Raw genomic sequence first — 23,068 nt, 5'->3', positions numbered from 1 at the left:
TTGAGTTCGGTTGAGTTCGGGGGTGACCGCAATGGCGCGGGCTGAGAACAAGGCGGAGGCGGGCAGCACGGCACAGCTCCTGGCCGCCCTCGCGAAGGCCTTCCGCGAGCAACAGGAGTTGACGCAAGAGGAGTTGGGGAAGCGCATCGGCTACACCGGGTCCGCGATCAGCGCGATGGAGACGGGATCACAGCCCGCCAGCGACAAGATGCTCGCCAAGCTGGAGGAGGCGATCGGCGGCGGGCTGGGGATCTTCGAGAAGGCACGCAGGTTCGTGCTGCTGGACAAGTATCCGCCTCAGTTCAAGAACTTCGCGCTGGTGGAGCAGGAGGCGGTGACGCTGTCGTCGTACCAGACGTTCGTGGTCGACGGTCTGTTCCAGACACCGGAGTACGCGCGGGCGTTGATCGGCGGCGGCTTCCCGAAGCTGCCGGAGGAGAAGGTGGAGGAACTGGTCGAGGCGCGGGTGGCACGGCGGGCGCTGTTCGACCGGGTGGATCCGACGGCCATGATCGAGCTCATCCTGGAGGAGTCGGTACTGCGGAGGCCGTTCGGCGACTGGGAGGTGCTGCACGGCCAATTGCGCTCGCTCGCGGAGGACGCGGAGAGGGACAATGTGAGCATCCAAGTGCTGCCGATGGAGCGGGGGTTGAGGGTCGGCCACGCAGGAGCACGCGGCAACATGGTCCTGGTGAAAACCAAGGAACACCACGACGTGGTCTACCTGGAGATCGAGGAGGAAAGTCTCCTGGTCAGCGATCCAACGAAGGTCGCTCGCCTCACCCACCGGTATGCAAAGATCCGAACGCAGGCCCTGAGTTCGGATGACTCACTAAGCCTCATCCGGAAGTTGGCGGGAGAAGACCGGACATGACCAGCACCCTGCGGTGGTTCAAGTCGAGCTACAGCGATGACAGTGGCGGCCAGTGCCTCGAAACCGCCTACACCTGGCGCAAGTCCTCCTACAGCAGCGCCACCGGGCAGTGCCTCGAAATATCCCCCTGCCCCCACACCATCCACATCCGCGACTCCAAAACCGGCCCCGACGGCCCCCACCTCACCGTCTCCCCGGCCTCCTGGGCCGCCTTCCTGGGGCACAACGCCCCGTAAGGGGCGCGGGGCTGTATCAATATGCGGCTCCGCCGCGTGGGCGCGACCAGCCCCAACGGCGCCGCACTCGACAACGCTCAGCCGAAGACGGTGAACAGGGCGACCGCGGGCCCGGCCGCGTGTCCCCGCCTGAGTACAGCTGCTCAACCGGGGTGAGTCACCAGGGCACCTCCCCGTCGTCGTCGAAGAAGCGGCCGGTCGGGCCGTCGTCGGGCAGGGTGGCGAGGCGGATCGCGGTCGCCGCGCCCTGCTGCGGGGTGCGGTGGCCCCGGAAGCCGTTGAGGTCGGTGGCGCAGTAGCCGGGGCAGGCGAGGTTGATCAGGATGTTCGTGCCGTGGAGTTCCCTGGCGTACTGGACGGTGACGCCGTTGAGGAACGTCTTGGACGGTGAGTAGGCGAGGGCGATCGGGCCCATTTCGGCGCCGGGCGCGGTCTGCCGGGTGAGGGAGCCGACGCTGCTGGAGACGTTGACGATCCGCGGGGACGGCGAGCGGCGCAGCAGCGGCAGCATCGCGTTGGTGACGCGGATGACGCCGATGACGTTGGTCTCGACGGCCTCCCGTACCGTCGCGAGGTCGGCGGTGGTCGGCGTCTGTGCCATGCCGCCGGTGATGCCGGCGTTGTTGACGAGTGCGTCGAGGTGTCCGGCGCGGTCCTCGACCAGCGCGGTGGCAGCCTGCACGCTCGCGTCGTCGGTGACGTCGAGCGGTACGCCGAACGCGTCGACACCGGCCGCCCGCAGCTTGGCCACGGCGGTCTCCCGGCGTTCCTCGTCCCGGGCGCCGACTCCGACGCGCCAGCCGAGGGCGCCGAGGCCGGCCGCGATCTCGTACCCGATCCCCTTGTTCGCGCCGGTGACCAGCGCGGTCTTCTGCTGTTCGGTCATGTTTCGATCCTGTCCGGGACCGGGTCGGGGAGGCCAACACCGATCGGGTAGGCATCGATACCGCACGGGTATCGATACCGGCCGGGTCAGTAAAATAGGGATGTGGAGACGCGGGAGTTGCGGTACTTCGTGGCCGTCGCCGAGGAGCTGCACTTCGGGCGGGCGGCCCAGCGGCTCGGGATGGCGCAGCCGCCGCTGTCGCGGGCGATCAGCCGGCTGGAACGGCGGCTCGGGGCGACGCTGCTGGAACGCACCAGCCGTGCGGTCACCCTGACCGAGGCCGGTTCGGTGCTGCTGCGGGAGGCGCGGGCGGTGCTGGACGCGGTGGCGGCCGCCGAGCAGCGCACCCGGCGCGCGGCGCTCGCCGCGTCCGGCCGGCCGGGCGTGGTGCTGGCCACGAAGGCGGGCGCGTCCGGCGAACTGCTGGCGAAGATGCTCGACGCCTACGCCGCCGAACCGGGCGCGGTCACCGTCGATCTGCTGCTGTGCGGGGTCGGCGAGCAGGAGCGGATGCTGCGCGACGGACGGGCCGACGTGGCGCTGCTGCATCTGCCGTTCGACTCCGCGGCGGGCTTCGACACCGAGGAACTGCTGACGGAGGGCCAGGTGCTGGTGGTGCCGGCCGGGCATCCTCTCGCCGTCCGCGAGCAGGTGCGGACGGCCGGGGCCACCGAGCTGGCCGGCCTGCCCCTGGCGCGCTGGCGAGGCCGCGACGGCAGGTACCCGGAGGGGCCCGGTCCGGAGGTCCGGGACCAGGCCCAGCTGTACCAGCTGATCGCGCTGGGCCGCGCCTGCTGTGTCGTGCCGGAGTCCGTCCGGTCCCAGTTGCGCGAGGATCTGGCCGCCGTACCGGTGGTGGACGCGCCGCCGGTCACCACCGTGATCGCGTGGCCGCCGCACAGCCGCTCCCGGGCCGTCGCCGGGCTGGTCCGAGCCGCCACGCGGCTCTGAGCTCGGGGAACCGTCGTCAGGCGCGGCTCTCCCCGGCCTCCTGGGCCGCCTTCCTGGCGGGTGACGCCTCGGCCCCCTGACCGAAGGTTCACAGGCGCACGATGACCAGGGCGGTGTCGTCGGTGGCGTCACCGGGTGGGAGCAGGTCGGTGAGCACGGCGTCGGCGAGAGCTTCGCATGGGGTGGTCCGGTGGCGGACCAGGGAGTCGGCGAGCCGGGCGAGGCCCTTGTCGATGTCCTCGCCGCGGCGTTCGATCAGGCCGTCGGTGTAGAGCACGAGGACCGCGCCCTCGCGGAAGGCCGCGACGGCCTGGGTCCGGGGGCCGTGCTGAGGGCGGGCGGCCAGTGGCGGGTCGGTGGCCTGGTCCAGGAACTCGACGGTCCCGTCCGGCTGCAGGAGTAGCGGTGGGGGGTGGCCGGCGCAGCTGTAGGTGATGGTGCCGCTCTCCCAGTCGATGAATGCCGTGGCCACGGTGGTGTTCTCGGCGCCGTCGACGGTGCGGGCGTACTGCCCGAGGACCTCCAGGGCGCGGGCGGGGCCTTCGGGGACGAGGGAGGCGGCGGTGAGGGCGCTGCGCAGTTGCCCCATGACACCGGCCGCGGGCAGACCGTGGCCGACGACGTCGCCGACGGCGACGGCGATGCGATCGCCGGGCAGGTCGACCAGGTCGTACCAGTCGCCGGCCACGTTGAGGGCTTCGGCGGCCGGCCGGTAGCGGACGGCCGCCGGGTGCCTGCCGACCCGGCGAGGGGCGGGCAGCATGGCTTCCTGCAAGGTCAGCGCGACCTCACGGGCGCGGATGAGCTCGGTGACGTCCTCCAGCCGGTGCAACAGCAGCGTCACCCGCCCGTCGGCTCCGAACACGGGAATGTTGGTCACGTTGAAATACCGCTCGTGCCACACCCCGGGCTGGTCGGGGTCCTCCATGTCGACGCGCTGCAGCGCCACGACACTGCGCTCACCGGTGGCCGCCGCCCGGCGCAGTGACGCCAGAACCCTGAGCAGGAGAGGCTCGGCGGAGACGTTCTCGGGATTGTCCTCGGGCAGGAAGCGCCCGATCACCTGCTCGCGGGGGAGGCCCCGGAGGCGCAGGAACTCCGCGTTGGCGTCCGCGAAGATCAGCTGCGGGGTCACCAGCGCCGCGGCCCCGGGAAGGGCCTGGAACACCGCCGCGTAGTCGACCGCCGGTCCAGCCATGATCTTCCTTGCTCGCCCCGCTGCTCGCTGTCTTTTCACGATACGAGCAGGTGGTCGTGGCTCGCACCATGAGGTCGGCGGCCCGGAGCGTGCCGGGGTCACGGGGCTCAGGCCGTGGAGGCCCCGACGCCTGGCGAGGGCGCCGAGCACCTGCCTGAGGCGGCCGGGTATCCCCGCGCCGCTGTGAGGGTTCCCCAGCGGGCGTCCTTCTTCGAAGAGCGCGGCGCTAGGACCTGCGCGCCGTCGCCGTGATGGTCGCCGTGCCGATCACGTGGGTCGACATGGTGAAGCGGGTGACCGCGGCGGGGGTCGCCGCGGGCAGTTGCAGGCCGGCCGTGTCCAGGGCGTAGACCGTGATGCGGTAGTGGTGGGTGATGTCGCCGCTCGGCGGGCAGGGGCCCGTGTAACCGGTCTGGCCGGCGTCGTTCGTGCCGGCCACCGCGCCGGTCGGCAGGGCAGAGCCCAGTTCGGTGCTGGTGGCGGGGATGTCCCAGGTCAGCCAGTGCCAGAAGCCGGAGCCGGTGGGAGCGTCGGGGTCGAACATGGTGACCGCGTAGCTGCGGGTGTCCTTCGGGGCGCCGTGCCAGGACAGCCGTATCTGCTGGTTGGCGCCGGAGCAGCCGAAGGAGTCGGCGTAGGCGTCGGCCGGGAAGGCGCCGCCGTTGCGGACGTCGGGGCTGGTGACCTTGAAGTGGGCGGCGGAGTCGGGGACGCCCTTGCGGACCTTGGTGTAGCCGTAACCACCGTCGTCCGCGCGGCCGGTGTGGGTGTCGGCGGTGGCCGTGGTCACGCCGGTGGTGACGGCGGCGACGACCGCGGTCAGTGCGGCGGCGGTGCGGAACGACGTTCTCATGGTGCCCTCCTGAGTGGAGTGAGGTGTCTGCGGTGACTCCACGATCAAGGAGCGGGGCACTGGCAGGAAGGCTCTCCGGTTGCTGGCATTCGGGATACCAGGGTCCGGGGTCGACAGGGCGCGGCCGGGGTCAGGATCATGAGGGGTATGGCGAGTCGGCGGTCACCTCAGCGCGCGGAACTGGCGGAGTTCCTGCGCGTCATGCGGGCGCGGCTGCGGCCCGGGGACGTCGGGCTGCCGGACGCGGGCCGGCGGCGGACGCCGGGGCTGCGGCGGCAGGAGGTGGCTCAGCTCGCCGCCGTCAGCATCGACTGGTACATCAGGCTGGAGCAGGGCCGGGTCGGCACGCCGGGCGCCGCCGTGCTGGACGCGGTGGCCCGGGCGTTGCGGCTGTCACCGTCCGAGCGGCACCATCTGCACCTGATCGCGCGGGACGAGACCCCGATGTCCCGGCACCTGTCCGCCCCGGTCGGCGACTCACTGCGCGTACTGCTGGCGGGCATGCCGTTGATCCCCGCCTACGTCGTCGACTTCCGCTTCGACGTGCTGGCCCACAACGCCGCCGCGACGGCCCTGCTCGGCACGGACTTCGGCACCGCCGGGGAACTCACCGGCAACACCGCACGAGTGCTGTTCCTGGAGCCGGAGATGCGCGTGATCCAGCTGGACTGGGCGCGGGTGGCCCGCGAGACCGTCGGCAACCTGCGGGCGAACCTGGCCCGCCACCCGGACGATGCCCGGCTCCGCGAGGTGATCGCCGAACTGCGGGACCGCAGCCCGGAGTTCGCCGCCTGGTGGGACGACCACACGGTGCGGCGCCGCGCCCACGGCCGTAAACGCGTCCGGCATCCGGTCGTCGGCGAACTGGCCCTCTGCTACGACACGCTGGCCACCCTCGACGACTCGGACCAGTGTCTGATCGCCGTCACCCCGGCGGACCCGGCGGCGGAGGCCGCCCTGCGCAGGCTCATGACCGGTCCGGGGTTGCACGCCATCGGGGCGGCCTGAGTCCGCCCCGCGGTGCGCTGCGTATGCGGGCGGCCAGGGACCACGCCGTGCTGGTGAGCGCGGCCGGCGTCAGGACGATCAGCAGCAGCGTGGTGTGGGAGCCCGCGCTGTCGGCCGCGCGGGCGACCGGGTTGGGCAGGCCGAGGCGGTCGACCAGCCAGCCGAGGGCCGCGACGCCGGTGAGCACCGCGCCGGTCAGCCGGAGAACGGGCTGGATACGCAGCCGGGCCAGGACCAGGAGCGAGGGCAGCGCGAGGCAGACCAGCAGCAGCTGGACCAGTTCGATGCCGAGGTTGAAGCCGAGGAGGCTGGTGACCAACTGGCCGGTGGACAGGTGCATTTCGGCGAGTACGAACGAGAACGCCATGCCGTGGCCCAGGCCGAAGACGCCGGCCACGACCGCTTCCCGCCCGGGGAAGAGCGGGCGGATCGCGTGGATCGCGCCGACCAGGATGCTCGCGGCGATGAACGCCTCCACGGGCCAGGACGGGATCTGCAGGCGGCCCAGGGCGGTGGCGGCCAGGGCGACCGAGTGGCCCGCGGTGAAGGCGAGGGTGATGCCGCCGATCCGGGCCAGTGCCTTGCGGGGGCCCACCAGGCCGGTCCAGCGGCCGCCGGTCGCGGCGAGGGGGGCCGGGAGGAGCAGGATCAGCAGGAACAGCAGGTGATCCGTGCCGGTGAGGATGTGGTTGCCGCCCAGTTCGACCATCGCGACGAAGCCGCGCCAGGCGCTGCCCGCGCCGAGGTCGACCTTGAGGGCCGGGACCTTCATGTGCCGGATGTCGAGTTCGATCGTGCCGACCTGGGTGGTGCCCTTGCCGTCGACCTGCCCGTTCGCCCAGTCCTGGCGGACCGTCACGAGGGTGACGTGGGTGACGACCTGGTGGACGATCACGTCGTAGTGGAAGGTGAAGTGGCGTACGTCGGCGCTGGCGGGCGGGGTGAGGACCGCGGCGACGACCAGTTCCCGGTACGGGCCGGTGGACGTCTGCTGGGTGGCGGTCAGGTGCATCGCGCCGATGCCGACCTGCCAGGCCTTGCCGCCGGTCGTGGTCGGGTGGATGTGCTCGGTCAGGTAGGTGCGGATCGTCTTCGCCCGCGCGGCCGGGACGGCCTTGCCGGTGACGTCGTCCAGGTCGATGCCGCCGGCCCGGGAGAAGTCGGAGACGGGCAGTTCCAGGCGCGCGGACACCGAGGACCGGTACACGTCCAGCTGCACCACCGAGTGCGGCATCGGATGCGCGGCGGCCGGCGACGCCCCGAGCAGGAGCGCCGCCGGCACCACGATCGCGATCCCGGCAACCAGGCGTGTCAGGGCGGTGGTCAGCCAGTTTCGCGGTCCGGTCATGAGAAGGAGAACTCGTTCCCGTAGTCGCGGGTGTGGTCGCGGTACACGGTGTGGTAGTGGATCTGGTTCTGGAACACGACACCGTTCTGGCAGACGAACTCGACCCACACGCTGGGACCGTCGATGCGCACGTAGTCGCCCTGGGTGTCCAGGCCGGTGCCGCCGGAGTAGGCGACGTAGGTCTGGTCGAGTTCCTTCGCGTACGTCTTCATCAGCCGGTCGGCGGTGGCGTCGTCCACGTCCGCGATCCACGGGTGGATCGCCGCCAGGACCAGCTTCTTCTGCTTCGGCGACAGCTCGCCGGCCTTGATGCCTTCCTTGGTCTCCGGGAAGTCGCCGTCCTTGCCGGGGCCGAGCAGTACGTCGCTGAACGACTCCGACAGCTTGGCCTCGGCCAGCTGCGAGGTGCTCAGGCTGCCGGTCAGCTTCAGCAGGCCGTCGCGGAACTTCGCCAGCGGCGCGTACGTCGTGCCGTCGTCCGCGGTCCAGCTCGTCGGCTCGACGCCGGTGAAGAAGGGGCTGGCGCCGGAGACCTTGCCGTCCTTGTACGTGATGTTCACGGCGAGGTGGTGGCCGCCGAAGTGCAGCTGCCAGGTGCCGGTCTTGGACGGGGTGCCGAGGAACGCCAGGTAGTAGTAGCCGCTGCCGTACGAGAACCCGCCGGGGCCGCCACCGGTGCCGCCGGAGGGCGGGGCGCCGGTCGGGGCGGCGGCGGACGCCGAGTCGGTGGCGGTGGCGGAGGCCGAGTCGGTGGGCGTGGCGGAGGCCGAATCGGTCGCCGTGGGCGCGTCCGTCGGGCCGGCGGAGGCGGAGCTGGTGCTCTCGGCCGAGGCGAGCACGTCGTCGGCCTTGAGGGTCTGCAGGACGTGCTCGTAGCCGGTGTCCTTGCCGGTGCCCAGGGCCAGCTTCAGCACGTGCTCGGCGGCGGCCAGCTGGTCGTCCGACAGGGTGCTGAACTGGATGCCGGGGCGGCAGGTCCCGCCACAGGGCAGGTTCGACCAGGCGGTCGCGTTCGTCTGGGTGAGGTCCAGCAGGGTCGAGGCCTGCTGGTCGGACGTCAGGGTGTTCAGGAAGGCGTTGGCGGCGCTGACCACGGCCGCGGTGCCCTTGGCCTGCTTGTCGACCGGGCGCTGGACACCTGCGGCGGATTTCTCACTGCCGGCCGTGGCCGCATTTGCCACGGCGAATCCACCACCGACAAGAACCAGGGCGGTGGCGGCTCCGAGTACGGCCCTACGAGTCCGCCTGGAGCGGACCAGACGGGTTCTCTCTTTGCTCACGAACTACTCCTTCGGCATGCCGAACTAGCCATACGGGCACACCCGTTGGCCTGGTCGGGAGATCTGGGGAACGCACGGCGGACGCTACCAACAACATTGTTGACACTCAATGCGAAAACCCGGCCGAATAGCAGTTTCGGATTACAGTCGGTGCAAGATTTTCAGGATTCACAGAAACAATGAAATCCACAAATGAAATCGACAGGTCTCTCCTGTCCGGGAAAAAGAAAAAGTGGTGGCCCCACCCGAGGGGTGGGGCCACCACACGTGGAGCTGTGAGGTACTAGAAGACGGGCGTGCCGCCCTGCGTCAGCTTCCAGTTGGTGGCCGCGAAGGCCGCCGGGTCGATGGTGCCCTTGGCCGTGGCGTAGGCGACCATCAGGTCCCGGACCTGGTTGGTGGAGCTGTAGGCGATCTCCGCGGCGGCGATGTGCGGGTAGCCGGAGCCGCCGTTGGCGCGGTAGTTGTTGACGGCGACGACGAAGACCTGGTCGTCGGCGACCGCGGTGCCGTTGTAGGTGAGGTTCTTGATGCGCGAGCCCTCGGCCGCCGCGATGTCGATCTCGTAGTCGACGCCGGCCGCCATGTCGTACATGTAGTCCCAGAAGCTGTTGGCGTTGGTGAGGGTGGCGGTGTCCACCTTCGTGCCGGCCGGGACCTGGTGGTAGTACTTCGCCGCGTACTCCAGGTAGTCCTTGAGCTGGGCACCGGTGAGCTTCTTGCCGTACAGGGTGTTCTCGTAGACGTACAGGCCCGCGACGTCGCGGATCGTGACGTCACCGGCCGGGATGGTGGCCGTACGGCTGAAGCACGCGGCCACCGAGATCAGCGGGAGCGCGGCGTCGGCCGCCGAGAGCCCGGCCTTCACCGCGTCCATCTGGACCTGCTGGATGAAGTCGATGGCGGGGACGTCCTTCCAGCAGGCCTCCGCCGTCGTCATCGCCTGGGTGCTGGTGCCGATCGCCGTGTTGACGTACTTGACGACCAGCTGGTGGTCGGCGGTGAGGAGTTCGGTGATCCGCGGGTCCTCGGCGACCGTGTTGCTGTTCAGGGTGGTGGCGGTCTTCTTGGTGATCTTCCAGGAGTGGTTCACCAGCTCCAGCTCGAAGTCGAAGCGGGAGAGGCGGTAGCCGTAGCAGTACGGCTCGGAGAGGAGGACTTCCTCGCCGGTCTCCGCGTTCTTCACCGTGTACGTCGGGACGTCGACGTGGGTGTGGCCGACGAGGATCGCGTCGATGCCGGGGACCTGCTCGGCGACCAGGTTCGACGCGTTCTCCACGTAGGGGAGTTCGTCGCCCCACGAGGTCGAGCCGTCCAGGCCCGAGTGGTCGGTGAGGAAGACGACGTCACAGCCGAGGGCACGCAGCCGCGGCACGTACTTCTTCGCCTGCTCGACCAGGCCCGTGAAGGCCATCTTCCCGGAGACGTTGTCCTTGTCCCACAGGGCGATGCCCGGGTTGGTGAGACCGAGGATGCCGACCTTGATGTCCGGGCCGTGCGGGACCTTGATGTGCTTGACGGTGTAGGGCCGGAAGGCGGGCCGCAGCGTCTTGGCGTCCAGGGCGTTGGCACCGAGCAGCGGGAAGTCGCACTGCTTCTCGAAGGTGCGGATCGTCTCGATGCCGTAGTTGAACTCGTGGTTGCCGAGGGCCGCCGCGTCGTAGCGCATCTCGTTCATGGCGATCGCCATGGGGTGCTTGGGGCCGCGCTTGCCGTCCTTGCCGGTGATCGGGTCGACGCTCGCGAAGTAGGAGGCGAGGGAGGTGCCCTGGATGATGTCGCCGGCGTCGACGAGGAGGACCCGGTCCGCGCCCTTCTCCTTGCGGATGTTCTTCACCAGGGTGGCGATGCGCGCGATGCCGTAGGTGTTGCCCTTGGAGTCCACCGGGGCGGCGTTGGTGTAGTAGTCCCAGTTGAAGACGTGGCTGTGCAGGTCGGTGGTGCCCAGGATGGAGAAGCTCCAGGTCTTGGGCGCCTTCGGCGGCTTGGCGTGGCCGTGGCCGGCCTCGGCGGCCTCGGCGCTGCCGGTACCGACCGTTCCCGCGACGGCCACGGCAGCGCCGGTGACGGCCGACTTCTGCACGAACTCACGGCGGTTCATGGGATTGACGGGCATTCAGGGCTCCTGGAATGGCGGAGAGGACGGGTGTGGCATGCGGGAGGCGGCGGGCTACCCGCGTAGATGCTGACCGTCGCCCGTTACCGGCGTAACCACGGAAAGCCCAAGGGCCGGTCAAGGATTGCCAAGACCGGCCCAAGTGCGTCGTCCAACCGCGGCCCTACAGGAACGAGTTGATCTCGATCGTCTCGTCCCGGCCGGGGCCCACGCCGATCGCGGAGATCGGGGCGCCGGACATCTCCTCCAGCGCCTTGACGTAGTTCTGCGCGTTCTTCGGCAGGTCCGCGAAGGACTTGGCCTTGGTGATGTCCTCGGACCAGCCGGGCAGCGTCTCGTAGACCGGCTTCGCGTGGTGGAAGTCGGTCTGGGAGTACGGGAGTTCCTCGACCCGCTTGCCGTCGATCTCGTACGCGACGCAGACCGGGATCTGCTCCCAGCCGGTCAGCACGTCGAGCTTGGTGAGGAAGAAGTCGGTCAGACCGTTCACGCGGGTCGCGTAGCGGGCGATGACCGCGTCGAACCAGCCGCAGCGGCGGTCCCGGCCGGTCGTCACGCCCCGCTCGCCGCCGATCCGGCGCAGCGCGTCGCCGTCCTCGTCGAAGAGCTCGGTCGGGAACGGGCCGGCGCCGACGCGGGTCGTGTACGCCTTGAGGATGCCGATGACACGAGTGATCTTCGTCGGGCCGACGCCGGAGCCGGTGCAGGCACCACCCGCGGTCGGGTTCGAGGACGTCACGAACGGATACGTGCCGTGGTCGATGTCGAGGAGCGTGCCCTGGCCGCCCTCGAAGAGCACGACCTTGTCGTCCTCCAGTGCCTGGTTGAGGACCAGAACCGTGTCGGCGACGAACGGAGCGAGCTTCTCCGCGTAGCCCAGCAGCTCCTCGACGACCTGCTCCACGGCGATGGCGCGCCGGTTGTAGAGCTTGGTGAGCATCTGGTTCTTGACGTCGAGGGCCGCCTCGACCTTCTGGGTCAGGATCGACTCGTCGTACAGGTCCTGGACCCGGATGCCGACCCGGTTGATCTTGTCGGCGTAGGTCGGGCCGATACCGCGCCCCGTCGTACCGATCTTCCGCTTCCCGAGGAAGCGTTCCGTCACCTTGTCGACGGTCACGTGATACGGCGTGATGATGTGCGCGTTACCGCTGATGAGGAGCTTGGACGTGTCTACGCCACGCTCGTTCAGACCGCTCAGCTCGGAGAGCAGGACCGACGGGTCGACGACGACACCGTTGCCGATGACCGGGACACACGTGGGCGAGAGGATTCCGGAAGGGAGGAGATGGAGCGCATACTTCTGGTCGCCGACGACAACCGTGTGACCGGCGTTGTTGCCGCCCTGGTAGCGCACCACATAGTCGACGGAGCCGCCTAGCAGGTCCGTCGCCTTTCCCTTGCCTTCGTCACCCCACTGAGCACCGAGCAGCACAAGTGCGGGCACGCGCGTACACCCCTTCCGGGCGGGGCATGTCCAAGGTCAGGGGCGTACGCGTAAGGTTCGTCGCCGCGTACCACCGCGACCGTCGTTGGCCGCACAACCGTCGGACCGGATGCCCCGGAATAGACGAAGCCCCTGGCGCAATAGCGCAAGGGGCTCTTGCACAGTGATGCTACCCGAGGAAGCGAGGCACGACCGAGGTGGCGACATTCGCGAGGTCCGATCAGCTGCTGGTGATCATCGATCCGGCGGCGTGGGAAACGGACGGCGAATCCGTCCGGATCGCGAAAGACGTGCTCAGCGCGGGTGCGGCCGCGAAGGTGTGCATGCCTGACGGGCCCGAGGAATTCGCCCGCGTGCTGTCCCGCAGGGGCTCGCGGCGGCCGGTGGTCGTGGGCGACGACGGCGCCCTGATCCGTGCGGTGACCCTCCTGCACCGCAGGCGGGAGCTGGCCGACTGCGTGCTGTCCATGGTCCCGGTCGGGGGCGCGCTGGGCGTCACGCACGCGCTGGGGGTGCCCGCCGGTGCGGTGGCGGCGGCCCGGGCGGTCCTGGACGGGGTGGAGCGCCGGATGGACCTCCTCGTCGACGACAGCGACGGGGTGGTGCTGGGCGCGCTGCGGATCCCGCCGCTGGCGATTGCGGCGGCCAAGGCCCCGGAACCGGTGCCGGCCCGGGGGTGGCTGCGGCCGTACCAGCACCTCGTACGCTCCCTGTCCGCGCGCCCGGCCCCGGTCCCGGCGGTGCCCGGTCCGCCCGCACGGCTGCGGGTGGAGGTCGACGGGGAGACCGTGGTGGACCTGGACCAGCCGGTGGAGGGCGTCTCGGTGGCCCCGGGCGGGCCCGACGGACTGGCCGAGGTGGAGGTACGGCCGCTGTCGGTGGGCGCGGAGGCCACCCCGGTACGGGCCCTGGGCCGGACGGTGACGGTGGCGGGGGCGGACTTCCGCTACCGGGCCGACGGCGGCCTGGCGGGGCCGGTACGGCGGCGGACCTGGCGGGTGGTGGAGGGGGGATGGGGGCTTACGGTGCCGGGGGCGTCTTAGTGGGGGCGTGGAAGCCTGTGGTGTCGAGGGTGCAGTCGAAGGGGGAGGGGATGGGCAGCTTCCCGCCGAACGGCACCGTGCAGTGCGACTCGTATCCCTTGGCGGAGGGGGTCGAGAAGACTGTGGCCTGCTCCTCCTGCATGTCGAGAACCAGGTAGACAGGAACCCCGGCCCTCCCATAGACGATGACCTTGTCCGTCAGATCGTCGTCTCGGGTGGACGTGGATGTCAGCTCACACGCCAGGAGCAGGGCCTCGCCGTCCCGGCGGTTACTGGTCGTCTGGGAGATTCGTCGGGGCGCTACGTGGATATCCGGTCCGTATGCGCGTTCCTCTGCTGGGAAGACGTAGAGAAACGGGCCGATGCTGATGCGCTGTCCGTCGGGGAGATGCGACCGCAGCTGATCACAGACCAGCTCCATGACGTCCTCGTAATAGGACTTCGACCACGGCGACGAGACGATGCTCCCCCTGACGATCTCAGCCCTGTAGCCGGGCACATCCAACTCGTCGAGGATGTCCAGCCGATCCTCGAAGCTGTCGGGCTCAGTGCCGCTTATCGTCGGTCGCACAGTCATCAACGTCATGATGCGCCCTCCCCGTGATGCAGACCAGACACCACTCAGAGTATCCGACCCGTCACCTCTCCGTGATCGCTTTCGTCCTTCAGCTCCACCCCCGTCCGCCCCAGCTCCCGCCCCCTCCCCATCAGCCCCGCCAGCTTCCCCGCCGCCGCCTCATACGCGAGGCCTCGCGGCGGGCGGATGTTGCTCAAACAGTTCCGGTCCGCGTCCGTCGTCACGCCCGGGACCGGGCGGTACGTCAGGTACGCGCCCAGAGAGTCCGCTGCCGACATGCCGGGGCGTTCGCCGATGAGGACGACCGTCATCGGTGTGCCCATCGCCGACGCGATGTCGTCGCCGAGGGCCACCCGGGCCTGCTCCGCCAGCACCACGGGCGCGACGCTCCACCCCGTGAGCCGCGCCGCCGTCGCCCGGACCACCGCCGCCGCGTGCTCGTGCACGGCCCGGCTGGACAGCCCGTCGGCGACGACGAAGACGACGTCCCAGTCGCCGGTCGGGAGGTGGGCGCGGTCCACGGGGTCGAGGCGGCGCCCCAGGTCGGGCCGCTGGAGATACGTCAGCCGGTCACCGGCCGCGCTGCGCACCCGTACCGTCGGCATCCCCGGCAGCCCGGCCGTCACGGTGTCCGGCTCGAACGGCGAGTGCACCGCGTCCCGGGCCGCCGCGTGCGCGGACTGGAGGCCCAGGCGGTGCCGGGTGGGCAGGGCGGAGCCGGAGCGGCCGAGGCCGATCCGGGCCTGGGTGTGGCGGCGCAGCAGCGGCCAGAGTTCGTCGAGTCCGGTGGGCGTCGTCACCTCGGTCATGCGGCCAGTTCCCTTCCGATCGCCGCCAACGGGTGGCCGCCGACCTCGCGTACGCCGCCGTCCTCGGCCAGCAGGCCGATCGACTCCAGCCACGCCTCGAACTCCGGTGCCGGGCGCAGGCCCAGCACCTCGCGCAGGTACAACGCGTCGTGGTAGGAGGCCGACTGGTAGTTGAGCATGATGTCGTCGCCGCCCGGCGTGCAGATCACGAAGGACGCGCCCGCGACGGCGAGCATGGTCAGCATGGTGGCGATGTCGTCGTCATCGGCGTCGGCGTGGTTCGTGTAGCAGATGTCCAGGCCCATGGGCAGGCCGAGGAGCTTGCCGCAGAAGTGGTCCTCCAGGGCGGCCCGGAGGATCTGCCGGCCGTCGTAGAGGTACTCGGGGCCGATGAAGCCGACGACGGTGTTCACCAGGAGGGGCCGGTAGCGGCGGGCCACGGCGTACGCCCTCGCCTCCACCGTCTGCTGGTCCACCCCGTGGTGCGCGTCCGCCGACAGGGCGCTGCCCTGCCCGGTCTCGAAGTACATGACGTTGTCGCCGACGGTTCCGCGGCCGAGCGCGAGCGCCGCCTCGTAGGCCTCGTCGAGCAGGCCGAGGGTCACGCCGAAGGAGGCGTTCGCGGCCTGGGTGCCGGCGATGGACTGGAAGACCAGGTCGACCGGGGCGCCGCGCTCCATGAGGTCCACGCTGGTCGTGACGTGGCAGAGCACGCAGGACTGGGTGGGGATGGCGTAGCGGGTGAGCACGCCGTCCAGGAGGTCCAGCAGGTCGCGGACCGCCTTCGGGCTGTCGGTCGCCGGGTTGATGCCGATGACCGCGTCGCCGGAGCCGAGGAGGAGGCCGTCGAGGAGGGCGGCCGCCACGCCGGCCGGGTCGTCGGTGGGGTGGTTGGGCTGCAACCGCGTCGCGAGCCGCCCCGGCAGGCCGATCGTCGAGCGGAACGCGGTGACCACCCGGACCTTGCGGGCGACGGCGACCAGGTCCGCGTTCCCCATCAGCTTGGACACGGCGGCGGCCATCTCCGGTGTGATCCCCGGCGCCACCGCGGCCAGCGCCCCGGTGTCCGCGGCCAGCAGCCACTCGCGGAACTCACCGACCGTCAACCCGGCGACGGGCGCGAAGGCGGCCGTGTCGTGCGTGTCCAGGATCAGCCGGGTCACGTCGTCGTCCTCGTACGGGATCACCGGCTCGGTCAGGAAGGTGGCGAGCGGCACTTCCGCCAGCGCCCAGCGGGCCGCGACCCGTTCCCGCGCGCTCGCGGCGGCGAGGCCGGCCAGCCGGTCGCCGGAGCGTTCGGGGCTCGCGGCGGCCAGCAGGCGGGCCAGGGAGCCGAAGCGGTGGCGTTCGCCACCGAGGGTGGCCGTGTACGTGCTCATGGCGGCGACCGTACGAGCCGGGTGTTGCCGACAGATTGCGTCAGATTTCTAAAGGTCTGGTTGACAAACATTTAACGCACCGAGACCCTCAACGGACTCATTCGGCCTACAGAGTTCCGGTCCGGTACAGCCAGCGAACAGCAGGAGAGGGGCCACCCCGATGGCAGTGGACGAGGGAGTCGCCCCGGCGACGGAATCAGGCGGCGAGGGCGCGGTCCACCGGCTCAAGCCGAACGCGATCGGCCTGCTCGGGGTGGTCTTCATGGCCGTCGCGACCGCCGCGCCGATCACCGCGATGACCGGCAACGTGCCCTTCATGGTGTCGTCGGGCAACGGCATCGGCGCCCCGGCGAGCTATCTCGTCGCAATGGTCGTCCTGGCAATCTTTTCCGTCGGCTTCACGTCGATGGCGAAGCACATCACCTCGACGGGCGCCTTCTACGGCTTCATCTCCTACGGTCTCGGCCGCACCGCGGGCCTGGCCTCGGGGCTGCTCGCCACCTTCGCGTACGCCGTCTTCGAACCGGCGCTGATCGGCATCTTCTCGGTCTTCGCCAACACGACGCTCAAGGACCAGACCGGCCTGGACGTCCCGTGGTGGGCGTTCGCGATCCTGATGCTCGCGATCAACGCGACCGGCACCTGGTTCGGCGTCAGCGTCGCCGAGAAGCTGCTCGTCGTCCTCCTCGGCACCGAGGTGACCGTCCTCGCGGCGATGGCGATCTCGGTCGCCCTGCACGGCGGCGGCCCGCACGGCTTCACCTTCGGCCCGGTCAACCCGGTCAACGCCTTCAAGGGCACCTCGGCCGGTCTCGGCCTGTTCTTCGCCTTCTGGTCCTGGGTCGGCTTCGAGTCGACGGCGATGTACGGCGAGGAGTCCCGCGACCCGAAGAAGATCATCCCCAAGGCGACGATGATCTCGGTCCTCGGCGTCGGTGTCTTCTACGTCTTCGTCTCCTGGATGGCCATCACCGGCAACGGCGAGACGGAAGCCGTGAAGGCAGCCTCCTCCGCGAACCCCCTCGCGCTCTTCTTCAACCCGACCGAGCACTACGTCGGCCACTGGGCGGTCGTCCTCATGCAGTGGCTGATGATCACCGGCTCGCTGGCCTGCGGCATGGCCTTCCACAACTGCGCCGCCCGCTACATGTACGCGCTGGGCCGCGAGGGCGTCCTGCCGAAGCTGCAGAACACCATCGGCCGCACCCACCACAGGCACGGCTCCCCGCACGTCGCGGGCCTGGTCCAGACGGTGATCTCCGCCGTCCTGATCGCCGCGTTCTGGATCGCGGGCAAGGACCCGTACAACGCCCTCTACGTCCTCCTCGCCATCCTCGGCACGATGGCGATCCTGGTCGTGCAGGCGGTCTGCTCGTTCGCGGTGCTGGTCTACTTCCGCAAGAACCACCCCGAGAGCCGGCACTGGTTCAAGACCTTCGCCGCCCCGCTCATCGGTGGCGTCGCGATGCTCGCCGTGGTCGTCCTGTTGGTGTCCAACATGGGCGTCGCGGCCGGCACCGAGTCCGGCTCACTGCTGCTGAAGGCGACGCCGTGGCTGGTGGCACTGGTGGCGGCGACGGGCATCGGCTACGCGCAGTACCTCAAGCACCGGGCACCGGAGCGGTATGCGCTGCTGGGGCGGACGGTGCTGGAGGAGACGCGGGAGCGGTAGGCGCGGGAGGCCGCCGACCGGTTCGAACCGACCGGCTCGAACCGACCGCATGGTGAACTCCCGGACAACCATTGGCATTCATCAGGTGTCTCAGTGGTGTGGCAGGGGCGAGGTCCGCCCCGCCGGGAGGGGACCACCATGACCAACCGCCGGGACCGAATCGGGGTCGCGCTGACAGTCTTCGCGGCCGCGGTCGCCGCATGGCTGCCCGTCACGTCCGCCCAGGCCGCCGACGGCCCGGTGGTGCACATCCAGCTCCAGGACGACACCCTGGGACTGCCCCTGCCGCCGACGACGGGCGACCCGACGATGGTGAACTGGGGCCTGCACAACGACGGCCCCGGCACCGCCAAGGACGTCACCATCAGCGCGGACCTGAGCAATGTCATCGGCTGGGTCACCACGGACTCGCCCGTGCCCGCCGACCACATCTACACCTGGCCCACCCGTGACGTCCCCGAGGGCGCGGCGGCCGGCTCGCTCATCGGCCTGAGCGCCAAGCCCGGCACCCCGCTCGGCACCACCGGCACGGTGACCCTCAGCGGCACGTCCGCCAACGGCACCGTGGTCTCCACCACGGCGAAGGTGACCGTGGGCACCACCGACCTGAAGGTCAACAAACTGGCGGCCCGCAAGGGCGACAAGCCAGGGTCCACGATCGACACCCCGGTCACGATCAGCAACGTCGGCACCCTGGCCGCCGACGGGGTCCAGCTGCGGATGCGCACCACCATCGGGCTCTCGTACGCGAAGCACTACTCCAACTGCGTGTACTCCAAGGACAGCGCGGACGACTACTTCCTGACGGAGCAGGCGCTGTGCACGTTCGACACGGTCGTCGAGCCCGGCAAGAGCTACCGGGTGGACCAGCCGGTCGGGCTGGACGTGACGGATCAGGCCCTGTTCGAGTACTTCAGCCACGAGGCCCTGCCCCTGTCCGGTAGCGCACCGAAGCCGGGGGACGGTCCCGTGCTCTCCCTCGTCGCCGCCGGGGACGCCGCGACCGGCGGCACGGCGATCGACCGGCAGAACATCGACGCCGACAACACCGCCGACATGGTCGCGGGCGGCGCCACCGCGAAGGGCGCACCGGGCGACCTGGTGCACGTGACCGTCTCCCTGAGCAACGAGGGGCCGGGCTGGGTCGGCTACAACGCCAGCGACGACCAGCCGGCGCTCTTGGTGACCGTCCCCACCGGCACCAAGGCGGAGGAGATCCCCGCCCACTGCAGCGTGTGGAACGACGAGGCGAAGTCCGGTACCGGCGAGCAGACGCCGGGCGCGGCGCAGTACATCTGCCAGTCGAGCCCGAACGAGTTCACCGTCGGGGACACCCGCTCCTTCGAGTTCGGTCTGCGGATCCGCGCGAACGCCGCGACCACCACCGGTGAGGCCCGCGCGACCACGGCCTACGGCAACACCATGACGTTCGACCACACGCACGGCAACGACACCGCGGCCGTCACGGTCGAGGTCGAGGGCGGGACCACTCCGACGCCGAGCGCCTCCGCGTCGCCGTCGGCGACGGCCGCCGCCGGCACCGACGGCAACACCCCCCGGACACAGACGGTCTCCGCGGCCGGCGGCTCCGGTTCCCTCGCCTCCACCGGCAGCAGCGGCACCGTACCCGTGGCCGTTGCCGCCGGCGCGGCAGCGCTGCTGCTCGGCGGCGGGCTGGTCCTCCTGGTCAGGCGCCGGAACCGGGCGTGATGTAGGCAGGTTCAGCGGTCTTCGGCGAGGCGTCACGCCTCGCCGAAGAGCTGATCGCGATGGATCCGCCAGCGCTCCATCATCTTCCCGATCTCGTCGTCGACGAACTCGAAGAACGCCAGGGTCTCCGCCATCCGCCGCCCCGCCGGGGTGTCGGGGCCGAGGCTGCTCACGCCCTCCCGCAACGCCCCCTCCCACCGCTTGATCACGGCCTCCCGGCTGGTGAGGGCCTCGTACCACTGGTTGCTGTGCACCCGGTACCGCTCCCGCCGGGAGCCCGGCTCCCGCTCGCGCGCGACCATGTGCTGCTGGGCCAGATAGCGCACCCCGCCGGACACCGCCGCCGGGCTGACCTGCAACTGCTCCCCCAGTTCCGCCGAGGTCAGGGCACCCGAGTCGGACGACAACAGGGCCGCGAAGATCCGGGCCGGCATGCGCTGCATCCCGGCCTCGACGAGCTGCGCCGCGAAGCTCTCGACGAACTTCGAGACGGCCTCCTGATCGCGCCCCATCGCATCCGTAGTCATGTTCACCAGCCTAGCGGGAGTTTCTACACTTCCTTAACTTCACAATTTTCTGAAGACAGCGTACGTTCTGAACCATGACGAAGGCAATCACGGTCGCCGGGCTCCACAAGTCCTTCGGCCGCACCCACGCCCTGGACGGCCTCGACCTGGCCGTCGAGGCCGGTGAGGTGCACGGCTTCCTCGGCCCCAACGGCGCCGGGAAGTCGACCACGATCCGGGTCCTGCTCGGCCTGCTGCGCGCCGACTCGGGCGCCGCCCAGATCCTCGGCCACGACCCCTGGAAGGACGCCGTGGAGGTGCACCGCCGGATCGCCTACGTCCCCGGCGACGTGACCCTCTGGCGCAACCTCTCCGGCGGCGAGGTCATCGACCTCTACGGCCGCCTGCGCGGAGGCCTGGACAGGACCCGCCGCGCCGACCTGCTCGACCGCTTCGAACTCGACCCGACGAAAAAGGGCCGCACGTACAGCAAGGGCAACCGGCAGAAGGTCGCCCTGGTGGCCGCCTTCGCCTCCGACGTCGACCTGCTGATCCTCGACGAGCCGACCTCCGGCCTCGACCCCCTGATGGAGGAGGTCTTCCAGCGCTGCGTGGAGGAGGAGCGGGACCGGGGCCGTACGGTCCTGCTCTCCTCGCACATCCTCAGCGAGGTCGAGGAACTCTGCGACCGCGTCAGCATCATCCGGGCCGGCCGGACCGTCGAGTCCGGCTCCCTCGCCGACCTGCGCCACCTCACCCGGACCAGCGTGACCGCCGAACTCGCCGGTCCGCCCAACGGGTTGGCGCACCTGCCCGGCGTCCACGGCCTCGACGTCCAGGGCCGGCGGATCCGCCTCCAGGTGGACACCGACCAGCTCACCGCCGTACTCCGCTCGCTCGCCGAGACCGGTGTCCGCTCCCTCACCTCCACGCCCCCGACCCTGGAGGAACTCTTCCTGCGCCACTACCAGGACGAGGCGGCCACCCGATGAGCACCCTCGCCGGCACCGGCACCCTGCTGCGCTTCGCGCTCCGCCGCGACCGCGTGACCACCCCGGTGTGGATCGCGGTGAACGCGCTGATGGTCCTCTCCATGCCGAACACCCTGAAGAGCCTGTACGGCACGGCCGCCGAACGCACCGACCTGGTACGCCAGTTGCAGACCAACGCCTCCTACCGCGCCCTGATCGGCCCGCTCCACGACACCTCGCTCGGCGGCCTGACGGCGTGGCGGGTGGGCGTGTACGCCGGGCTCCTCGCGGCCGTGACCAGCCTGCTCGTCGTCGTACGCCACACCCGTGACGAGGAGGAGGCCGGCCGCGCGGAACTCGTGGCGTCGGGCGCGGTGGGCCGCCGGGCGTCCCTGACCGCGGCCCTGCTGGCGGCGGCGGTCGCGAACGCCGTACTCGCCCTGCTCATCACCGCGGGCCTGGCGGGTCAGGGCACGGCGGGTGCGCTCTCCTTCGGCCTCGGCCTGGGCGCGACCGGCATGGTCTTCGCCACGACGGCGGCGATCGTCGCCCAGCTCACGGAGAGCGCCCGCCTGGCGAGGGGCCTGACGTCGGCGGTCCTGGGCGCGGCCTTCGTGCTCCGCGCCGCGGGCGACTCGGCGACGAGCGAAGGCTCCTCCCCGTGGACGTGGCTCTCCCCGCTCGGCTGGCTGGAGAACCTGCGCCCGTTCGCCGCCGAACGCTGGTGGGTGCTCCTGCTCTTCGCGGCGGCGGTGCTGGTGCAGGCCGCAGCGGCCTATGCCCTGGCCGGGCGCCGGGACCTCGGCATGAGCTTCTTCCCGGCCCGCCCCGGCCCGGCCGCCGGCCGCCTCGGCTCCGCCGCCGCGCTCGCCTGGCGGCTCCAGCGGGGCGGTGTGCTCGGCTGGTCGCTCGGCTTCTTCCTGGCCGGCGTGGTCTACGGCGGCCTGACGGAGGGCGCGGCCGACCTGGTCGGCGACAACGCCAACGCCCGTGAGATCTTCGAGCGGATGGGCGGCCAGAGCGGGCTGACGGACGCGTTCCTCGCCTCGATGGTCGGGATGCTGGGGCTGGTCGCCGCGCTGTACGTCGTCGCGTCGGTCCTCCGCCTCAACGGCGAGGAGACCTCGGGCCGCGCCGAACCCCTCCTCGCCGGCCCGGTGAGCCGCCTGCGCTGGGCGGCCGGCCACCTGACGATCGCCTTCGCCGGCGCCGCCCTGATCATGCTCCTCGCCGGGGCGGGCTTCGCCGTCGGCTACGGCAGGCAGGTGGGCCCGATCCTGGGCGCGTGCCTGGTGCAGCTCCCGGCGGTGTGGGTGATCGGCGGCCTGACGCTGCTCCTGTACGGCGTCACACCCCGCCTGGCCCCGGCCGCCTGGGGCGTGGCCGTGGCGGTCCTCCTGATCGGCTGGGTGGGCCCGGCCCTGAACGCCCCCCAGCTCGTCCTGGACCTCTCCCCCTTCGGCCACCTGCCGAAGCTGCCGGGCGGGGGGATGGAATGGGGGCCGGTGGTGACACTGACCGGGCTGGCGGTGGTGCTGGCGGGGGTGGGGCTGGTGGGGCTGCGGAGACGGGATCTCACCGGCTGACGGCGGCCTCTCAGCCGACGTACTGCTTGAGCTCCTCGGTGTCGAGTTCGATGCCGACGGGATCGGGGAGGGTGACCTTGCCGCCGAGCTTCACCACGTGGATGTCCCGGTATCCGTCCTCAAGGTCGGGGTTGCTGTGCACGAGGACCGTGAGGTTGTCGCGGTCGATGAGCAAGTAGACCGGGATACCTGCCTCGGCGTAGGCGCGGGGTTTCTCGACCCGGTCCCGGTTGTGGGTGTCCGAGTCGTACGACGTCACCTCGACGACCATCAACACCCCACGGGTTTCGGCCCAGTCATCCTGCCCTGCGAAGTGGCCCACGGGTGCGAGGGCACCATCGGGGCGGGCCCGGCCCCGACGGTACGCCTCCACTTTCAGACCCTGCGTCGGGTTGAGGTCAAGCTCCGGCCGAGCCTGCATGCACTGGCGGATCAACCACATGATGATCGAGCCGTGGTCGCCGTTCGTCGCCTTCTTGACCCCGATCCGTCCGTCGATGAATTCGAGCCTGACGGTGTCGTCCACACGCTCGGCGAATTCCGCGATTCGATCGAACACGTCTACCGACATCTGAGACGAGGTGCGCTCTGCCATAACCGTGATGGTGCCTCCCTTCG

Annotated in this window: 21 protein-coding genes; 9 read left to right on the top strand and 12 right to left on the bottom strand. The window is 70.5% G+C overall.

Going from position 1 to position 23,068, the window contains the following annotated elements; all coding sequences use genetic code 11:
• Nucleotides 1-22 precede the first annotated feature (22 nt).
• Nucleotides 23-874 carry a helix-turn-helix domain-containing protein gene (locus ABT137_RS27625; protein ID WP_502984585.1) on the top strand — a complete coding sequence of 284 codons (852 nt, stop codon included), beginning with the start codon at nucleotides 23-25 and terminating at the stop codon, nucleotides 872-874.
• A complete protein-coding gene (locus ABT137_RS27620; RefSeq protein WP_351713483.1) occupies nucleotides 871-1,110 on the top strand; it encodes a DUF397 domain-containing protein in 240 nt (79 codons plus the stop codon). Before ABT137_RS27625 ends, ABT137_RS27620 begins: the two co-directional genes overlap by 4 nt.
• A gap of 157 nt (nucleotides 1,111-1,267) precedes the next feature.
• Here the strand turns inward: ABT137_RS27620 and ABT137_RS27615 are convergent, their stop codons facing one another.
• Complete coding sequence (locus tag ABT137_RS27615; protein WP_351713481.1) at nucleotides 1,268-1,996, bottom strand: SDR family oxidoreductase; 729 nt, start codon at nucleotides 1,994-1,996, stop codon at nucleotides 1,268-1,270.
• 102 nt (nucleotides 1,997-2,098) lie between these two features.
• On the opposite strand from ABT137_RS27615, the gene ABT137_RS27610 reads away from it, so the two are divergent.
• Nucleotides 2,099-2,947, top strand: coding sequence for a LysR family transcriptional regulator (locus ABT137_RS27610; protein ID WP_351713479.1), 849 nt, complete (start codon nucleotides 2,099-2,101; stop codon nucleotides 2,945-2,947).
• 88 nt (nucleotides 2,948-3,035) lie between these two features.
• Here ABT137_RS27610 and ABT137_RS27605 read toward each other — a convergent pair whose 3' ends face one another.
• A complete protein-coding gene (locus ABT137_RS27605; protein ID WP_351713477.1) occupies nucleotides 3,036-4,145 on the bottom strand; it encodes a PP2C family protein-serine/threonine phosphatase in 1,110 nt (369 codons plus the stop codon).
• Between the two features lie 226 nt (nucleotides 4,146-4,371).
• Entirely contained in the window at nucleotides 4,372-4,998 is a 627-nt protein-coding gene (locus ABT137_RS27600; protein ID WP_351713475.1) for a YbhB/YbcL family Raf kinase inhibitor-like protein, read from the bottom strand.
• A 147-nt stretch (nucleotides 4,999-5,145) separates the two neighbouring features.
• Here ABT137_RS27600 and ABT137_RS27595 point away from each other — a divergent pair, with 147 nt between their 5' ends.
• A complete protein-coding gene (locus tag ABT137_RS27595) occupies nucleotides 5,146-6,006 on the top strand; it encodes a helix-turn-helix transcriptional regulator (RefSeq protein WP_351713473.1) in 861 nt (286 codons plus the stop codon).
• Here the strand turns inward: ABT137_RS27595 and ABT137_RS27590 are convergent.
• The 4 genes from ABT137_RS27590 to ABT137_RS27575 form a co-directional block, all read right to left on the bottom strand.
• Entirely contained in the window at nucleotides 5,966-7,354 is a 1,389-nt protein-coding gene (locus ABT137_RS27590) for a HupE/UreJ family protein (RefSeq protein ID WP_351713471.1), read from the bottom strand. The genes ABT137_RS27595 and ABT137_RS27590 overlap by 41 nt on opposite strands.
• Entirely contained in the window at nucleotides 7,351-8,634 is a 1,284-nt protein-coding gene (locus ABT137_RS27585) for a DUF3500 domain-containing protein (RefSeq protein ID WP_351713469.1), read from the bottom strand. The genes ABT137_RS27590 and ABT137_RS27585 overlap by 4 nt, the downstream gene beginning before the upstream one ends.
• A gap of 283 nt (nucleotides 8,635-8,917) precedes the next feature.
• Nucleotides 8,918-10,750: a bifunctional metallophosphatase/5'-nucleotidase gene (locus ABT137_RS27580; RefSeq protein ID WP_351713467.1), complete on the bottom strand. Its 1,833-nt coding sequence runs from the start codon at nucleotides 10,748-10,750 to the stop codon at nucleotides 8,918-8,920.
• Between the two features lie 163 nt (nucleotides 10,751-10,913).
• Nucleotides 10,914-12,197, bottom strand: coding sequence for an adenylosuccinate synthase (locus ABT137_RS27575; RefSeq protein WP_351713465.1), 1,284 nt, complete (start codon nucleotides 12,195-12,197; stop codon nucleotides 10,914-10,916).
• A 197-nt stretch (nucleotides 12,198-12,394) separates the two neighbouring features.
• Here ABT137_RS27575 and ABT137_RS27570 point away from each other — a divergent pair, with 197 nt between their 5' ends.
• The gene (locus tag ABT137_RS27570) at nucleotides 12,395-13,240 is read left to right on the top strand and encodes a diacylglycerol kinase (protein ID WP_351713463.1); all 846 of its coding nucleotides are present in this window, start codon (nucleotides 12,395-12,397) and stop codon (nucleotides 13,238-13,240) included.
• On the opposite strand, the gene ABT137_RS27565 is transcribed toward ABT137_RS27570, so the two are convergent.
• From ABT137_RS27565 to ABT137_RS27555, 3 genes are read right to left on the bottom strand one after another with little or no spacing between them, the layout of a single operon-like run.
• Complete coding sequence (locus ABT137_RS27565; RefSeq protein WP_351713461.1) at nucleotides 13,218-13,826, bottom strand: Uma2 family endonuclease; 609 nt, start codon at nucleotides 13,824-13,826, stop codon at nucleotides 13,218-13,220. The two genes, ABT137_RS27570 and ABT137_RS27565, sit on opposite strands and share 23 nt — an antisense overlap.
• 35 nt (nucleotides 13,827-13,861) lie before the next feature.
• Nucleotides 13,862-14,626 (bottom strand): ethanolamine ammonia-lyase subunit EutC, encoded by a 765-nt coding sequence (gene eutC / locus ABT137_RS27560; RefSeq protein WP_351713459.1) that lies wholly within the window; start codon nucleotides 14,624-14,626, stop codon nucleotides 13,862-13,864.
• Nucleotides 14,623-16,005 (bottom strand): ethanolamine ammonia-lyase subunit EutB, encoded by a 1,383-nt coding sequence (locus ABT137_RS27555; protein ID WP_351713457.1) that lies wholly within the window; start codon nucleotides 16,003-16,005, stop codon nucleotides 14,623-14,625. The genes eutC and ABT137_RS27555 overlap by 4 nt, the downstream gene beginning before the upstream one ends.
• 160 nt (nucleotides 16,006-16,165) lie before the next feature.
• Between ABT137_RS27555 and ABT137_RS27550 the strand changes: the two genes are divergently transcribed.
• Together ABT137_RS27550 and ABT137_RS27545 are read left to right on the top strand one after the other, a co-directional pair.
• Nucleotides 16,166-17,677, top strand: coding sequence for an APC family permease (locus ABT137_RS27550; protein ID WP_351713455.1), 1,512 nt, complete (start codon nucleotides 16,166-16,168; stop codon nucleotides 17,675-17,677).
• 138 nt (nucleotides 17,678-17,815) lie between these two features.
• Nucleotides 17,816-19,387 carry an LAVTG motif-containing sortase-dependent surface protein gene (locus ABT137_RS27545; protein ID WP_351713453.1) on the top strand — a complete coding sequence of 524 codons (1,572 nt, stop codon included), beginning with the start codon at nucleotides 17,816-17,818 and terminating at the stop codon, nucleotides 19,385-19,387.
• A gap of 32 nt (nucleotides 19,388-19,419) precedes the next feature.
• On the opposite strand, the gene ABT137_RS27540 is transcribed toward ABT137_RS27545, so the two are convergent.
• A complete protein-coding gene (locus tag ABT137_RS27540) occupies nucleotides 19,420-19,914 on the bottom strand; it encodes a GbsR/MarR family transcriptional regulator (protein ID WP_351713451.1) in 495 nt (164 codons plus the stop codon).
• 74 nt (nucleotides 19,915-19,988) lie between these two features.
• On the opposite strand from ABT137_RS27540, the gene ABT137_RS27535 reads away from it, so the two are divergent.
• Nucleotides 19,989-20,885, top strand: a complete 897-nt coding sequence (locus tag ABT137_RS27535; RefSeq protein ID WP_351713449.1) for an ABC transporter ATP-binding protein — start codon at nucleotides 19,989-19,991, stop codon at nucleotides 20,883-20,885.
• On the top strand, nucleotides 20,882-22,450 hold the full coding sequence (locus tag ABT137_RS27530) for an ABC transporter permease (RefSeq protein WP_351713447.1): 1,569 nt from the start codon (nucleotides 20,882-20,884) through the stop codon (nucleotides 22,448-22,450). The genes ABT137_RS27535 and ABT137_RS27530 overlap by 4 nt, the downstream gene beginning before the upstream one ends.
• A gap of 10 nt (nucleotides 22,451-22,460) precedes the next feature.
• Here the strand turns inward: ABT137_RS27530 and ABT137_RS27525 are convergent, their stop codons facing one another.
• Nucleotides 22,461-23,054, bottom strand: a complete 594-nt coding sequence (locus ABT137_RS27525; RefSeq protein ID WP_351713623.1) for a Uma2 family endonuclease — start codon at nucleotides 23,052-23,054, stop codon at nucleotides 22,461-22,463.
• Nucleotides 23,055-23,068: the final 14 nt, after the last annotated feature.

Source organism: Streptomyces sp. NPDC001980 (genome assembly GCF_040296885.1).
Taxonomy (GTDB): Bacteria; Actinomycetota; Actinomycetes; order Streptomycetales; family Streptomycetaceae; genus Streptomyces.
Note: the sequence above shows the minus strand (reverse complement) of the source record. Positions and strands in the feature narration are given on the sequence as shown.